Raw genomic sequence first — 15,343 nt, 5'->3', positions numbered from 1 at the left:
TGCCCGGCAGGGAGTCCCAGGCTACGCCTCAGCCGGCGCCGGCCGGTTCGGTGACCTTCACCGTGGCGGTGCCGCTCGCGCCGTGCCGCTCGGCCCAGTTCTCCAGCGCCGTGCGGCAGGCGTGGTCGAGGTGGTGCAGCCCGGACAGGTCCAGCTCGACCGGGCGGTCCGGCGGCAGCGCCTCCAGGCTCTCCAGGAGCTTCGGCAGCCGCAGGAAGGTCGCGTTGCCGCTCAGGTGGGCCTGGACCGGTCCCGCTCCCTTGTCGACGACGTCGAGGCGCAGGTGCGAGGTCTGCCAGGCGGTCTTGGCCACCGACAGGGCCAGGCCGATCAGCACGCCCTCGAACATGTTCACCGCGACGATCGAGACGGCCGTGACCACCAGGATCAGCGCCTCGCCCCGGTGGCCCCGCCACAGCACCGCCAGCCCCCGGAACGGGATCAGCTTCCAGCCCGCGTGGATCAGCAGGCCGGCCAGGGCGGGCAGCGGGATGAGGGCCAGCACGGAGGGCAGCAGCGCCGCGAACAGCAGCAGCCACACGCCGTGCAGCACGCGGGACGCCTTGGTGCGCGCGCCCGCCGCGACGTTGGCGGAGCTGCGCACGATCACCGCGGTCATCGGCAGCGCGCCGAGCAGCCCGCACACCGTGTTGCCCGCGCCCTGCGCGACCAGCTCCTTGTCGTACTCGGTGCGCGGGCCGGTGTGCAGCCGGTCCACGGCGGCGGCGCTGAACAGGCTCTCCGCGGAGGCGATCAGCGCGAAGGCGGCGATGGTGCCGAGCACGGCCGGGCTCGCCAGCTCGCCGAAGGCGTCCGCCCCCGGCGGCTGCACGGCGGCCAGCAGGCCGCTGACCTCGACGCTGGCCACCGAGAGGCCCAGCAGGGAGGTGGCCGCCGTGGCCAGGGCGACCGCGGCCAGCGCGCCCGGCACCGCCCGCGCCGGCCCCGGCAGCCGCTTCCAGAGGACCAGCACCGCCACGGTGCCGGCGCCCAGGGCCAGCGAGGTGAGCGCGGCGGTGCTGCCGGCGGCGTCGAGGGCGGCCCCGGGCAGGCCGGTGATCTTGTCCACGCCGGAGGCGGGGGCCTGCTGCCCGGCCGCCGCGTACAGCTGCCCGGCGATCAGCACCAGGCCGATGCCGGCCAGCATGCCCTCGACCACCGCCAGGGATATCGCCCGGAACCAGCGCCCGAGCCGCAGGGCGCCGAGCGCCAGCTGGACGAGCCCGGTGGCCAGCACGATGACGCCGAGCGCGGGCAGCCCGTACGCGTCGACCGCGCCGAAGACCAGCACGGTCAGCCCGGCGGCCGGGCCGGACACCTGGAGGCTGCTGCCGGGCAGCAGGCCGGTGACGAGGCCGCCGACGATGCCGGTGACCAGGCCCAGTTCGGCGGGCACCCCGGAGGCGACGGCGACGCCCACGCACAGCGGCAGGGCGACCAGGAAGACGACGAGCGACGCGGCGACGTCCTGTCGCAGGTACGGGAAGCGCGTCGGCGCGTCCGTCCGGGCGCTCACAGCGCCTCGAACGCGTCGGTGGCCGCGCGGTGCTCGCGCACGGTGCCGGTGTGCACCTCGTAGTACCAGCCGCGCAGTCGCAGCCGGTCCTCCGCGAGGCGCCGCTCGACGCACGGATAGGAGCGCAGCCGCAGCAGCTGGGCCAGCACGTGGTGCTGCACGGCGACGGCCGGGTCGGCGGGGTCGCCGCCGGCGGGCGCGTCCGCGGCCTGCGCCAGCCAGTCGCGCACGGCCGGCACGGCGGTCAGGTCGTCGCCGCGCACCAGGGCGCCGACGGCGCCGCAGTGCGAGTGGCCGCACACGACGACGTCCCGGACGCCGAGCACCTCCACGGCGTACTCGATGGTGGCGGCCTCGCCGGAGGGGCGGCCCGCGCCGTGCGGCGGGACGATGTTGCCCGCGGTGCGCAGCTCGAAGAGCTGGCCGGGGCGGGCGCCGGTGATCAGGGCCGGCACCACCCGGGAGTCGGAGCAGGTGATGAAGAGGACCTCCGGCGACTGGCCGGCGGCGAGTCCGGCGAACTCCTCAGGGCGCTGTCCGAACGAGCGGGCGTGGTCGATGAGGGGCTGCATGGTGCTACCTCCTGGCGCGCTGTGGGGGCGCGTCGGGTTGTTCACGCGTCAAGCACTGGCCAAGGGTCGGTCAGTACCTGGTCAACGTTTGGTCAAGGATCACGGTAGCGTCGCGCAGCCGGTCGCAGGGTTAACTGAGCGTTACGAGATGAGAAGAGCCGGAAACCGATGGGTGGATGGCGCGAAGGCGCTGTTCAGCGCCCTCTGTGCGCGGCTTCGGTCAGCCGGCCTCGACCAGGCGGGCCGCGTCCCGGGCCAGCGCGGTGAGCCGGGAGATCGCGCGGAAGTACTTCTTCCGGTAGCCGCCGTTCAGCATCTCCTCGCTGAACAGCCGGTCGAAGGGCACCCCGGAGGCCGCCACCGGCACCTCGCGGTCGTAGAGCCGGTCGGCGAGGACCACGAGCCGCAGCGCCGTGGACTGGTCGGGCACCGGGCGCACCCCCGTGAGGCAGACCGCCGCGAGGCCGTCGGTCAGCGCGCCGTAGCGGCTCGGGTGCACCCGGGCGAGGTGGTCGAGGAGCGCGGCGAAGTCGTCCAGGGAGGCGCCGGGGGTGGCGTGCGCGGCCCGGGTGACCTGCTCGTCGGAGTGCGGCGCCGGCGCCTCGGGCAGGCCGCGGTGGCGGTAGTCCTCGCCGTCGATGCGCAGGGCGCGGAAGTGGGCGGACAGGCCCTGGATCTCGCGCAGGAAGTCGGCCGCCGCGAACCGGCCCTCGCCGAGCTTGCCGGGCAGCGTGTTGGAGGTGGCGGCCAGCGCCACGCCCTCGTCCACGAGGCGGCCGAGCAGGGTGGAGACGAGGACGGTGTCGCCGGGGTCGTCCAGCTCGAACTCGTCGATGCACAGCAGCCGGTGCCCGGACAGCGTCCGCACGGTCTGCTGGAAGCCGAGGGCGCCGACCAGGTTGGTCAGCTCCACGAAGGTGCCGAACGCCTTCCGCGCCGGCTCCGCCGGGGTGGCGTGCCACAGGGAGGCCAGCAGGTGGGTCTTGCCGACGCCGTAGCCGCCGTCGAGGTAGACGCCGCGCGGGCCGGCCGGCACCTTGGGGGCCTTGCTCCGGCCCAGTCCGAGGAAGCCCCGACGGCCGCCGCCCCGCGCCTGCTCGCCCAGGCCGGCCGCGAAGCCCTCCAGGACCCGGACGGCCTCGCTCTGGCTGGGCTGGTTCGGGTCGGGCAGATACGTATCGAAGCGCACCGAGTCGAAGCGCGGCGGCGGCACCATCTCGGCGACCAGCCGCTCCGCGGGCACGTGCGGCTCGCGCGCGCAGAGGGACAGCGGCTCACCGTCGGATATCGCACGGGATCCGGAGGCGGCGGGACCGGGGGCGGGGGAGGAGGACGACACGGTGCTCCATGGTAGGCCCTGCGGAGAGGCCCACCGCCCCTTGCCGGGTTGGGTGCGGGCGGGGTGGTCGGGTGGGGTGCGGGCGGAGCTGCCGGGTCTCGTGCCGGTTCGGTGGAGGGCGGGTGGTCGGCCCGCCCCCGCCCCGTCCGCCCACGACACGGCGGACGTGACTGCACCCCCCCCAGGGGCGCGGGGAACTGCGCGACCAGCCACGACGCACCCGCACCCGCGAAGGGAGCCCAACCCCTTGACGGCGGGGCGGTCGCCCGCGACACGGCCGGTGTGACTGCACCCCCAAGGGGCGCGGGGCTGTGTCGATCTGCGGCTCCGCCGCGCGGGCGCGACCAGCCACGACGCACCCGCACCCGGGGACAGAGCCCCGCCCCCCACGGCGCAGCCCCTCGTGGAACACTGCACCGCATGCGACGCCTGTTCCCCGTGCCCGACCCGACCCCCCACCCGGACGGGAAGGAGTGGAGCCTCGCCGAGCTGGCCGCCGCCTACGCCTACCCGGCGCCGGCCGAGTACGGCGAGCGCGGCGCCTGGCTCCGGGCCAACATGGTCTCCACCCTCGACGGCGCCGCCCAGCACGACGGACGGTCACAACCGATCTCCGGCGCCTCCGACATGCGCATCTTCGGCACCCTCCGCGCCCTCGCCGACGTGGTGATCGCCGGCGCCGAGACCGTACGCCGGGAGGGATACCGCCCCGCACGCGCCCGCCCGGAGTTCGCCGAGGCCCGCCAAGCCGCCGGCCAGGCACCCGCGCCGGCGATCGCGGTGGTCAGCGCGAGCCTCGACCTCGACCTCGACCTGCCGCTGTTCACCTCCCCCCTGGTCCCCACCCTGATCCTCACCGGCGCCGCCGCCGACCCCGCCCGCGTCGCGGCGGCCGAGCGGGCCGGCGCCCGCGTGGTGACCGCCGGCGACGGCGAAGGCGTCGACCCCGACCGCGCCGTCCGCGCGCTGGCCGCCCTCGGCCACACCCGGCTGCTGACCGAGGGCGGCCCCCGCCTCCTCGGCCACTTCGTCGCGGCCGGCGTCCTGGACGAGCTGTGTCTCACCGTCTCTCCGACGCTCACCGCGGGCGACGCCCAGCGCATCGCCGGCGGCCCGGGCGTCGAGATGCCGCACCGCCTCGCCCTCGCCTCCCTCCTGGAGGAGGAAGGTTTCCTCTTCAGCCGCTACCGGCGTGCCTGACGCCGCGGCGCCGAGCGGAACCCTTCGTTCCGTTCGATCCGCGCCGGGCACCCGGAAACCGGCGATACCCGTGCGATCACGGGGCAGGATGGTGTGCGCAGGGGCCGGGACACGGCCCCCCGAGGAGAAGGGACGTTAGGTGTTCACCAGCGTTTTGATGATCGAGAAGGCCCTGACGTCCGCCGACGTGGAATTCGTCACCACCCTGCACGGCGAGGAGCAGGTCGGCTTCCACGTGCTGCTCCAGCCGCGCGGCGACCAGGCCGACGTGCTGCTGCGCGCCATCGACGACGTCGCCCTCGGCGAGCTGGACGACGCCGTGCGCGAGGGCGAGACCCCCGAGGGCGCGGAGGCCAAGAGCGTCGGGGCGCGGGCCCTGGAGGTCTCGCTGGCCGCGCTGCGCGCCTCCGGCGCCACCGCCGAGGGCCGCCTCATCGAGGACCACCCGCTGGACGCCCTCAGAGCCGTCGTGGCCGAGACCGGCGCCGACGAGGTGATCGTCCTGACCGACCCGCACTACGTGGAGGAGTTCTTCCACCGGGACTGGGCCTCCCGGGCCCGCCACAAGGTCGGCGTGCCGGTGCTGAAGCTCTTCTCCCACGCCAAGGCATAGGCTGAGGCCGCACGACCGACCCACCCGCACCACCGACGCACCGGCACCGCAAGGGGAGAACAGCGCATGGCACCCGGCCTTCCTACCGCCATGGACCGACCGCACTTCATCGGCATCGGCGGCGCCGGGATGTCGGGCATCGCCAAGATCCTCGCCAGCCGCGGCGCCGCCGTCGCGGGCAGCGACGCCAGGGAGTCCGCCACCGCCGACGCGCTGCGCGCGCTGGGCGCCACCGTGCACATCGGGCACGCCGCCGGGCACCTCGCCGACGACGCGAGCTGCGTCGTCGTCTCCTCCGCGATCCGCGCCGACAACCCGGAGCTGGTGCGCGCCGCCGAGCTGGGCGTCCCGGTCGTGCACCGCTCCGACGCGCTGGCCGCGCTGATGACCGGGCTGCGCCCGATCGCGGTGGCCGGCACGCATGGCAAGACCACCACCACCTCCATGCTGGCGGTCTCCCTCACCGAGCTGGGCCTTGACCCGTCCTACGCCATCGGCGGCGACCTGGACGCCCCCGGCTCCAACGCCCGGCACGGCGAGGGCGACATCTTCGTCGCCGAGGCCGACGAGAGCGACCGCAGCTTCCACAAGTACGCCCCCGAGGTCGCCATCGTCCTCAACGTGGAGCTGGACCACCACGCCAACTACGCCTCCCTGGACGAGATCTACGAGTCCTTCGAGACGTTCGCCGACAAGATCGTGCCCGGCGGCACCCTGGTGGTCTCCGCCGACCAGGCGGGCGCCCGGGAGCTGACCCGGCGCCTGGCCGCGTCCCCGCGCTCGGTGCGCACCGTGACCTACGGCGAGGCCGAGGACGCCGACGTGCGCGTGGTCTCCGTCGTCCCGCACGGCCTGACCAGCGAGGTCACCGTCCTGATGGACGGCGAGCAGCTCACCTTCCGCGTCTCCGTCCCCGGCCGGCACTACGCCCTGAACGCGGTGGCCGCCCTCGCCGCCGGCGCCGCGCTCGGCGTCCCGGCCGCCGACCTCGCCCCCGCGCTGGCCGCGTACACCGGTGTGAAGCGGCGGCTCCAGCTCAAGGGCGAGGCGGCCGGCGTCCAGGTCGTCGACTCCTACGCGCATCACCCCACCGAGATGACCGCCGACCTGGAGGCCATGCGCGCCGCGGTCGGCGACGCCCGGATCCTCGTCCTCTTCCAGCCGCACCTCTTCTCCCGGACCCAGGAGCTGGGCAAGGAGATGGGCGCGGCCCTGGCCCTCGCGGACGCCTCGGTCGTCCTGGACATCTATCCGGCCCGCGAGGACCCGATCCCGGGCATCACCAGCGAGCTGATCATCGAGGCAGCCCGGGCCGCCGGTGCCGACGTGACCGCCGTCCACGACAAGGCGGAGGCCCCCGCGGTGGTCGCGGGAATGGCGAAGGCGGGCGATCTCGTTCTCACCATGGGCGCGGGCGACGTCACGGACCTCGGCCCGCTCATCCTGGACCAGCTGTAGCACCGGACCGGCCGAAGGCGCCGGACCGGCCGCAGCACCGGGCCAGCCGTATTAGCCGAGCGAAGCAAGGGGCTGAGACTCATGCCGTACGACGTCGACAAGCCGGACGAGCAGTGGCGCGCGGAGCTGGCGCCGGCCGAGTACGCCGTGCTGCGCCAGGCCGGCACCGAACCGGCCTTCGTCGGTGAGTACACCGACACCACCACCAAGGGCGTCTACTCCTGCCGGGCCTGCGGGGCGGAGCTGTTCACCTCCGACACCAAGTTCGCCTCGCACTGCGGGTGGCCGTCCTTCTACGACCCGAAGGACACCGACGCGGTCGAGCTGATCGAGGACCGCTCCCACGGCATGCTGCGCACCGAGGTCCGCTGCGCCCGCTGCGGCTCGCACCTCGGTCACGTCTTCGAGGGCGAGGGCTACCCGACCCCGACCGACCAGCGGTACTGCATCAACAGCATCTCCCTGCGGCTGGCGCCCGAGGGGAGCTGACGCCCACCCACCCCCGACGGCTCGGCGACCATCCGGTCCCGGGCCGTCGTGTTGCGCCGTATGACAAGGACGTGAAAACAACCCCGGCCCAGGTCCGGCAATTGCCCGGTGTGAAACCCTGACCAGGGGGAAGGCGTGCCCCAGCCAACGGGCCCCGCACCTCCCGCCGTCTGCACTCGGCCGGCGACCGGCCCCACCCCACAGGCCGGAGCGGGCAGCTTCTGCCAGATCCCGAAGGGCAATCCGCGTCTTGATACGGATGGATTCAGTCACCAAGCGGTACCCGGACGGCACGGTGGCGGTCGACCGGCTCTCCCTGGAGATACCCGACCGCTCGATCACGGTCCTCGTCGGCCCCTCCGGCTGCGGCAAGACCACCACCCTGCGCATGATCAACCGGATGGTGGAGCCCAGCGAGGGCACCATCCTGCTGGACGGCGACGACATCCAGCGCCGGCCGGTCACCACCCTGCGCCGGTCCATGGGCTACGTCATCCAGAACGCCGGCCTCTTCCAGCACCGGACGATCCTCGACAACATCGCCACCGTGCCCCGCATGCTCGGCTGGGGCAAGGAGAAGTCCCGCACCGTGGCCGCCGAACTCATGGAGCGCGTCGGGCTCGACGCCGCCCTCGGCAAGCGCTACCCCTACCAGCTCTCCGGCGGCCAGCAGCAGCGCGTCGGCGTGGCCCGGGCGCTCGCCGCCGACCCGCCGGTGCTGCTGATGGACGAGCCGTTCTCCGCCGTCGACCCCGTGGTCCGCAAGGGGCTCCAGGACGAACTCCTGCGCATCCAGGACGAGCTGGGCAAGACCATCGTCTTCGTCACCCATGACATCGACGAGGCCATCAAGCTGGGCGACATGGTCGCGGTCCTGCGCGAGGGCGGCCGGCTCGCCCAGTACGCGCCCCCGGCCGAGCTGCTCTCCGACCCGGCGGACGCCTTCGTGGAGGACTTCCTCGGTGCCGACCGGGGCATGCGCCGGCTCTCCTTCTTCCCCTCCACCGGGCTCGAACTGACCGAGGCGCCCGTCGTGCGCGCCGGCGACGCCGCCGGGACCGCCGCCGACGCGCCCTACCTGCTGCTGACCGACGCCGAAGGGCGCCCCCTCGGCTGGGCCGAGCCGGGCGACGTCGCGGAGGGCGAACCGGCGCCGGAGCGGCTGCTGTCGTACGGGCGCCCCTACCGGCCCGGCACCGACTCGCTGCGCGCCGCCCTGGACTGCGCGGTGCTCTCGCCCACCGGCTGGGCCGTCGCCGTGGACGCCGACGGCCGGGTCACCGGCGTCGTCTCCCAGCAGACCATCGCCGAGGCCGTCCGCGCCGCGCACGCCGCCGGGCAGGCCGAGGGCGTGGAGGTGAAGGTCGGCCCGTGAACGGCTTCTTCGACATCCCGAGCGACCTCGGCAACACCTGGGCAGGACTGGTCGGACTGCATCTGCGCGAGGCGCTCCTGCCGGTCCTCGCCGGGCTGCTGCTCGCGCTGCCGGTCGCCCAGCTCTGCGTGCGCTTCCGCTGGCTGTATCCGCCGGTGCTCGGCGTGACCACCGTCTTCTACGCGATCCCCTCGCTGGCCGTCTTCGTCGTCCTCATCGACTACACCGGCCAGACCGAGCTGACCGTGATGATCCCGCTCGCCCTCTACAGCCTCGTGGTGCTCGTCCCGGCCATCGTGGACGGCGTGCGCTCGGTGCCCGAGGAGACGCTGGCCGCCGCCACCGCGATGGGCTTCGGCCCGCTGCGGCGCTACGCGCACGTGCAGCTGCCCATCGCCGTGCCCGCGATCCTCGCCGGGCTCCGGGTCGCCGTCGTCTCCAGCATCTCCCTGGTCAGCGTCGGCGCCCTGATCGGCAACCAGGGCGCCCTCGGCAACCTGCTCGCCGACGCGCAGAAGTACGACCGGCCCGAGCTGGCGGTCAACTCCGTCCTGACCACCGCCGTCCTGGCCATGCTGTGCGACGCGGCCCTCGTCCTGGTCCGCCTGCTGCTGACGCCCTGGATGCCGCGCGGCGGACGGGCCGGGAACCGGCAGGCCGCCGCCCGCGAGTCCCTGCCCGAGCCCGAGGAGGCCGCGGCCCGGTGAACGTCCTCAACTACATCAACGACTTCCTGGGCGACGGCGCCCACTGGCACGGCGCCGAGGGCATCCCGACCCGGCTCCTGGAGCACGTCCGCTACACGCTGCTCGCCCTCGGCCTGGCCGCCGCGATCGGCCTGCCCACGGGGCTGCTGACCGGGCACACCGGGCGGGGCGGCAACGCCGTCGCGCTGGTCGCCACCGCCGCCCGCGCCCTGCCCAGCTTCGGGCTCCTGGTGCTGATCGCCGTGTCGGTCGGCATCGGGCTCACCCCGGTGATGATCCCGCTGGTCGTGCTCGCCGTACCGCCGATCCTGGTCACCACCTACGAGGCGGTGCGCTCCGTCGACCCCGCCCCGGTGGACGCGGCGCGCGGCCTCGGCATGCGCGAGTCCCGCATCCTCTTCCAGGTGGAACTGCCGGTCGCCCTGCCGCTGATCCTCAGCGGAGTGCGCTCGGCGGCCATCCAGGTCGTCTCCACCGCCACCATCGCCGCCTACGTCAGCCTCGGCGGGCTCGGCCGCTACATCATCGACGGGCTCTACCAGCGCGACTACGAGCAGGTCGTCGGCGGCGCCACCCTGGTCGCGCTGCTCGCGCTGGCCACGCTCGCCCTGTTCTGGGGGGCCGGCCGGCTGGCGGTCTCGCCGGGCGTGCGGCGCCCGTCCCGCTGACGCACCCCCTGACCCACCTCCCGACAAGAAACCGTAATGAGGCTTCCCTTGACTGACCGACGAGTGGCTCGTTTGGATCGGTGGATGACATCTACCGCTCGTAGCAGCGAGTCTCACAGCAGCAGGTCGACGATGAGACACACCGGCGTGGCGGCCCTCGCGCTCACCGCCGCCGCGGCGCTGCTCGCGGGCTGCGGCTCCTCCGACGACGACGGTGACAACCCGCTGGCCGGGGAGAAGGCCAAGGCCGGCGAGGTCGTCGTCGGCTCCAACAACTTCGCCGAGTCCACCCTGCTCGCCGACATCTACGGCGAGGCGCTCAAGGCCAAGGGCCTGAAGGTGACCTACAAGCACAACATCGGCACCCGCGAGACGACCTACGGCTTCCTGAAGAACGGCACCGTCACGGTGCTGCCCGAGTACAACGGCTCGCTCCTCGCCTACCTGGACGCCAAGGCCGAGCAGAAGTCGAAGGACGGCGTCAACAGCGCCGTCAAGGCCAAGCTCGATCCGAAGCTGACGCTGCTCGAGTCCTCGCCGGCCGAGGACAAGGACTCGCTCACCGTCAACGCCGAGACCGCCGCCAAGTACAAGCTGACCGCGGACTCCACCATCGCCGACCTGAAGAAGGCCGCACCCGAGCTGACCATCGGCGGCTCGCCGGAGTTCAAGAAGCGGCAGCAGGGCCTCACCGGCCTGAAGTCCGTGTACGGCCTCGAGTTCAAGGACTTCAAGGCGCTGGACGCCGGCGGGCCGCTGACCCAGTCGGCGCTCACCAAGAACAGCGTGCAGGCGGCGGACGTGTTCACCACGGACCCGACCATCGTCAAGGAGAAGTTCGTCACCCTGAAGGACCCGGAGAACCTCTTCGGGTTCGCCAACGTGACCCCGCTGGTCAAGAAGGACGGGCTGTCGCAGAAGGGCGTCGACGCGCTGAACGCGGTCTCCGCGAAGCTCGACACCAAGACGCTGCTCGACCTGGACGCGCAGATCCAGCTGGAGAAGAAGGACCCGCTGGACGTGGCCAAGTCCTGGCTGTCCTCCGCCGGCCTGGTCTGATCCGGCGTAAGCCGGCCGCACGGCGCCGCGACCCCACCGGGCCGCGGCGCCGCGCCGTTCCCGGCCGGCCCTCGGCCCCGGCCACCGCACACCCCGTGCGCGCACCCGGCGCGGGGCGCGCGCCGGCCACCCGCGGTCCGGGCCGGCGCGCCCTTACCGGCTGCCTCACGGATGCCGAGGATGAGAGGGCGTCAGCGGTCCCCGTCGGAAGGAACAGGCCATGCGGACAGCAGCGAAGCGGGTCGGGAGCGCGTGCGGGGCCGCCGTGGCGGCGGTGCTCGCCACGGCCGTCCCGGCCGGCGCCGCGCAGGGCTCGGCAACGGCCCTCGACACCCTCAACTGCACCAGCAGCTCCACCACCACCTACAGCCCGCCGATCACCACCACCCCGGCGGCCAGCACCCGCACCATCAACCAGACCTACGGCCCCTGCGTCGGCACCGGCGCCGCCGCGCCGATCACCGGCGGCACCCACTCCTCCACCAACACCACCACCCGCTCCTGCCTCCAGCTGCTCTCCACCGCGACCGTCAGCTGGACCATCCACTGGAACACCGGCCAGAGCAGCACGGTCACCGCCCAGCGGGTCTCCAACCTGGCCGGCGCGGTGTTCACCAACACCTTCACCGGCACCGTGACCGGCGGCTTCCTCCAGGGCCGCTCGTTCGTGGAGACCATGACGGCCCCCTCGCTCCAGATCACCGCCTGCACGCTGGGCCAGGGCTCGGTGGCCGGCATCGGCGCGGCACACACCTTCACCCTGCTGTAGCCGGGTGCCGCCCGGCCCGCGGGGTACGGTGAGCCGCATGTCCGCCACCCCGCCCGCGCCCGCACCCGTGATCCTCGGCGACGAGCCGGGGTCCTTCCCCCACGGCACGCTGGCCGAGCGGCATCCCGCGATCATCCGGCAGGTGGGGGAGGCGTTCCCCTACGATCCCGACCGGCGCCGCGCCCTGGACGCGCTGCGGGAGAACTGCCTCACCGGCGTCATCGAGCCGCTGCCCGCCGACGCCCCCGACCGGGAACTCTGGGCGGCCTGGGGCCTGGCCGAGCACACCGGGCGGTCCTGGTTCGAGGTGCCGTGGCTGTGGGCCGAGAGCCACTTCTACCGCCGGCTCCTGGACGCCACCGGCTACCTCGGCAACGGGGCCTGGCGGGGTGTCGACCCCTTCCGGCCGGCCAAGCTCGCCGAACTGGACGCGCCGGAGACGGACGAGGAACTCGCCGCCCTGGACGACCTGTCCGGCCTGCCCGCCGAGGAGCGCACGCAAGCCCTGCTGCACGGCTCGCTCTGGGGCAACCGGGCGGACCTCGGCTTCCGCCTCTCCGCCGAGGCGGGGGGCGGCGAGGGTGGCGGCGGCGGACAGGGCGACGCCCTGCTCGTCGACGACAGTGCCGCGCTGTGGTCCCTGCTGCCGCCCGGCGGCCGGGGCACGCTCTGCCTCGTCGCCGACAACGCCGGCCGCGAACTCGTCCCCGACCTGCTCCTCCTCGCCCGCCTCCTGGAGGAGGAGCGGGTGGCGCGGGCCGTCCTGCACGTCAAGCCCCACCCGTACTACGTCTCCGACGCCACGCCCGCCGACCTGCTCGACGCGCTGCGCCGGCTGACCCGGGCGGGCGGCACGGCCGCCGGGTACGGGCGGCGGCTGTGGGACGCGCTGGGCGACGGCCGGGTCGCCGTGCGCGCCCACCCCTTCTCCTGCGCCCCGCTGCCGTACGCCGACCTGCCCGCCGGCCTGCGCGCGGACTTCGCCGCGGCCACCGTCACCGTCCTCAAGGGCGACCTCAACTACCGCCGCCTGGTGGGGGACCGGCGTTGGCCGGCCACCACCCCCTTCGCAGACGTCACCGCCTACTTCCCCGGCCCGGTCGCCGCCCTGCGCACGCTGAAGTCCGAGGTGGTCACCGGCCTGGACGCGGAGACCGAGGCGGCGCTGACGGCGGCCGAGGGGCAGCGGTGGCGGACCAGCGGAACGCACGCCCTGATCCAGGTCAGCGCCTGAGCGCGGGCCGCCCGGAAAGTTCCCGGCGCGCGGGACACCGGGCGGGAGTTCACGCGATGGTGTGATCAGGGGTGACCCGGCGGATGGCGTCGGCGGGGGGTGGGCAGCCTCGGCCCATGACGCACCAGCCCTTCACCCTCCCGCACTTCTACCTCCCGCACCCGGCGCGGCTGAACCCGCATCTGGACGAGGCGCGCACCCACTCCACCGCGTGGGCGCGCGAGATGGGCATGCTGGAGGGCTCCGGCGTCTGGGAGCAGTCCGACCTGGACGCGCACGACTACGGGCTGCTCTGCGCCTACACCCACCCGGACTGCGACGGCCCGGCCCTCTCCCTGATCACCGACTGGTACGTGTGGGTCTTCTTCTTCGACGACCACTTCCTGGAGCGCTTCAAACGCACCCAGGACCGCACCGCCGGCAAGGCCCACCTGGACCGCCTCCCCCTGTTCATGCCGCTCGACCTCGCCGCCGGCATGCCCGAGCCGGAGAACCCGGTGGAGGCCGGCCTCGCCGACCTGTGGACCCGCACCGTGCCGGCCATGTCCGCCGGCTGGCGCCGCCGCTTCGCCACGGCCACCGAGCACCTGCTCAACGAGTCGATGTGGGAGCTGTCCAACATCAACGAGGGCCGGATCGCCAACCCGGTCGAGTACATCGAGATGCGCCGCAAGGTCGGCGGCGCCCCCTGGTCGGCCGGACTCGTGGAGTACGCGACGGCGGAGGTGCCCGCCGCGGTCGCCGGCACCCGGCCGCTGCGGGTGCTGATGGAGACCTTCTCCGACGCCGTGCACCTGCGCAACGACCTGTTCTCCTACCAGCGCGAAGTGGAGGACGAGGGCGAGCTGAGCAACGGCGTGCTCGTCCTGGAGACCTTCTTCGGCTGCACCACCCAGCGCGCCGCCGACCTGGTCAACGACGTCCTCACCTCCCGGCTGCACCAGTTCGAGCACACCGCGTTCACCGAGGTGCCCGCCGTCGCCCTGGAGCAGGGGCTCACGCCGGCCGAGACCGCCGCGATCGGGGCGTACGCCAAGGGCCTCCAGGACTGGCAGTCCGGCGGCCACGAATGGCACCTGCGCTCCAGCCGGTACATGAACGAGGGCGCGCACTCGACGGCCTCCTGGCAGGCGCTCACCGGCCCGGGCACCTCCGCCGCCCAGGTCGGCGCCCTGCTCGCCGCCGCTGCCGCCGACCGGGCCCGCCCCTATACACACGTGCCCTTCCCCAAGGTCGGCCCCTCGCTGATCCCCGACATCCGGATGCCCTTCCGGCTGGAGCTGAGCCCCGCCCTGGAGGGCTCCCGGCGCCATCTGCTCGCCTGGTCGCACCGGATGGGCATCCTCGCCGAGGGCGTCTGGGACGAGGACCGGCTGGCCGGTTGCGACCTGCCCCTGTGCGCGGCCGGCCTCGACCCGGACGCCACGCAGGACCAGCTCGACCTCGCCTCCGACTGGCTCGCCTTCGGCACCTACGGCGACGACTACTACCCGCTGGTGTACGGCCACCGCCGCGACCTGGCCGCCGCCCGGCTGACCACGGCCCGCCTGTCCGCCTGCATGCCGCTGGACGGGGAGCCGGTGCCGGTCCCGGCCAACGCCATGGAGCGGTCGCTCATCGACCTCTGGGCCCGCACCACCGCAGGCATGACCCCCGAGGAACGGCAGCCGCTGCGGACGGCCGTCGACACCATGACCGAGTCCTGGGTGTGGGAGCTGTCCAACCAGCTCCAGCACCGCGTCCCCGACCCGGTGGACTACCTGGAGATGCGCCGGGCCACCTTCGGCTCCGACCTCACCCTCGGCCTGTGCCGCGCCGGCCACGGCCCCGCCGTGCCGCCCGAGGTCTACCGCGCCGGCCCGGTCCGCTCCCTGGAGAACGCCGCCATCGACTGGGCGTGCCTGGTCAACGACGTCTTCTCGTACCAGAAGGAGATCGAGTACGAGGGCGAGGTGCACAACGCGGTCCTCGTCGTGCAGAACTTCTTCGGCGTCGACTACCCCTCCGCCCTGCGCGTCGTGCACGACCTGCTGGACCAGCGCCTGCGCCAGTTCGAGCACGTCGTCGCCCATGAACTGCCCGTCGTCTGCGAGGACTTCCGCCTGTCGGACGAGGCCCGGGCCGTGCTCGACGGGTATGTGGAGGACCTGCGGAACTGGATGGCCGGCATCCTCAACTGGCACCGCAACGCCCCGCGTTACACCGCCGAGTACCTGGCCTCCCGCGTCCACGGCTTCCTCCCGGGCCGCGGCCCGGCGGTGCCGGTGCCCAGGGGCGCGGCCGTGCCCGCCGCCCTCGGCTGACCCGTCACGCCCGTTTCCGACCGGCCCCGATGGAGGTGCGT

14 protein-coding genes are annotated in these 15,343 nt (G+C 73.8%); 11 read left to right on the top strand and 3 right to left on the bottom strand.

Annotated elements, in window-relative coordinates:
- Positions 1–28 precede the first annotated feature (28 nt).
- The 3 genes from ACGFZL_RS12145 to zapE form a co-directional block, all read right to left on the bottom strand.
- Entirely contained in the window at positions 29–1,516 is a 1,488-nt protein-coding gene (locus tag ACGFZL_RS12145; protein WP_393690807.1) for a SulP family inorganic anion transporter, read from the bottom strand.
- Positions 1,513–2,088, bottom strand: a complete 576-nt coding sequence (locus tag ACGFZL_RS12140) for a carbonic anhydrase (protein ID WP_393690805.1) — start codon at positions 2,086–2,088, stop codon at positions 1,513–1,515. The genes ACGFZL_RS12145 and ACGFZL_RS12140 overlap by 4 nt, the downstream gene beginning before the upstream one ends.
- 220 nt (positions 2,089–2,308) lie before the next feature.
- A complete protein-coding gene (gene zapE, locus ACGFZL_RS12135) occupies positions 2,309–3,427 on the bottom strand; it encodes a cell division protein ZapE (protein WP_393690803.1) in 1,119 nt (372 codons plus the stop codon).
- A gap of 420 nt (positions 3,428–3,847) precedes the next feature.
- Here zapE and ACGFZL_RS12130 point away from each other — a divergent pair, with 420 nt between their 5' ends.
- The 11 genes from ACGFZL_RS12130 (at position 3,848) to cyc2 (ending at position 15,302) form a co-directional block, all read left to right on the top strand.
- A complete protein-coding gene (locus ACGFZL_RS12130; protein WP_393690801.1) occupies positions 3,848–4,627 on the top strand; it encodes a pyrimidine reductase family protein in 780 nt (259 codons plus the stop codon).
- Between the two features lie 139 nt (positions 4,628–4,766).
- Complete coding sequence (locus tag ACGFZL_RS12125; protein ID WP_355170804.1) at positions 4,767–5,240, top strand: indole-3-glycerol phosphate synthase; 474 nt, start codon at positions 4,767–4,769, stop codon at positions 5,238–5,240.
- A gap of 66 nt (positions 5,241–5,306) precedes the next feature.
- On the top strand, positions 5,307–6,698 hold the full coding sequence (gene murC / locus ACGFZL_RS12120) for a UDP-N-acetylmuramate--L-alanine ligase (protein ID WP_393690798.1): 1,392 nt from the start codon (positions 5,307–5,309) through the stop codon (positions 6,696–6,698).
- A gap of 81 nt (positions 6,699–6,779) precedes the next feature.
- Complete coding sequence (gene msrB / locus ACGFZL_RS12115) at positions 6,780–7,187, top strand: peptide-methionine (R)-S-oxide reductase MsrB (RefSeq protein WP_355170808.1); 408 nt, start codon at positions 6,780–6,782, stop codon at positions 7,185–7,187.
- A 250-nt stretch (positions 7,188–7,437) separates the two neighbouring features.
- A complete protein-coding gene (locus tag ACGFZL_RS12110; protein WP_393690796.1) occupies positions 7,438–8,562 on the top strand; it encodes an ABC transporter ATP-binding protein in 1,125 nt (374 codons plus the stop codon).
- Positions 8,559–9,269, top strand: coding sequence for an ABC transporter permease (locus tag ACGFZL_RS12105; protein ID WP_393690793.1), 711 nt, complete (start codon positions 8,559–8,561; stop codon positions 9,267–9,269). Before ACGFZL_RS12110 ends, ACGFZL_RS12105 begins: the two co-directional genes overlap by 4 nt.
- The gene (locus tag ACGFZL_RS12100; protein WP_393690791.1) at positions 9,266–9,937 is read left to right on the top strand and encodes an ABC transporter permease; all 672 of its coding nucleotides are present in this window, start codon (positions 9,266–9,268) and stop codon (positions 9,935–9,937) included. The genes ACGFZL_RS12105 and ACGFZL_RS12100 overlap by 4 nt, the downstream gene beginning before the upstream one ends.
- A gap of 84 nt (positions 9,938–10,021) precedes the next feature.
- Complete coding sequence (locus ACGFZL_RS12095) at positions 10,022–10,996, top strand: ABC transporter substrate-binding protein (protein ID WP_393690789.1); 975 nt, start codon at positions 10,022–10,024, stop codon at positions 10,994–10,996.
- Between the two features lie 220 nt (positions 10,997–11,216).
- Positions 11,217–11,765, top strand: a complete 549-nt coding sequence (locus tag ACGFZL_RS12090; protein ID WP_355170818.1) for a hypothetical protein — start codon at positions 11,217–11,219, stop codon at positions 11,763–11,765.
- Between the two features lie 37 nt (positions 11,766–11,802).
- Positions 11,803–12,999, top strand: coding sequence for a damage-control phosphatase ARMT1 family protein (locus tag ACGFZL_RS12085; protein WP_393690786.1), 1,197 nt, complete (start codon positions 11,803–11,805; stop codon positions 12,997–12,999).
- Between the two features lie 116 nt (positions 13,000–13,115).
- Positions 13,116–15,302, top strand: coding sequence for a germacradienol/geosmin synthase Cyc2 (gene cyc2 / locus ACGFZL_RS12080; RefSeq protein WP_393690784.1), 2,187 nt, complete (start codon positions 13,116–13,118; stop codon positions 15,300–15,302).
- Positions 15,303–15,343 lie beyond the last annotated feature (41 nt).

The sequence above is a fragment of the Streptomyces sp. NPDC048182 genome, from assembly GCF_043202555.1.
GTDB lineage: Bacteria > Actinomycetota > Actinomycetes > Streptomycetales > Streptomycetaceae > Streptomyces.
This window is presented reverse-complemented; position numbering and strand designations above follow the sequence as displayed.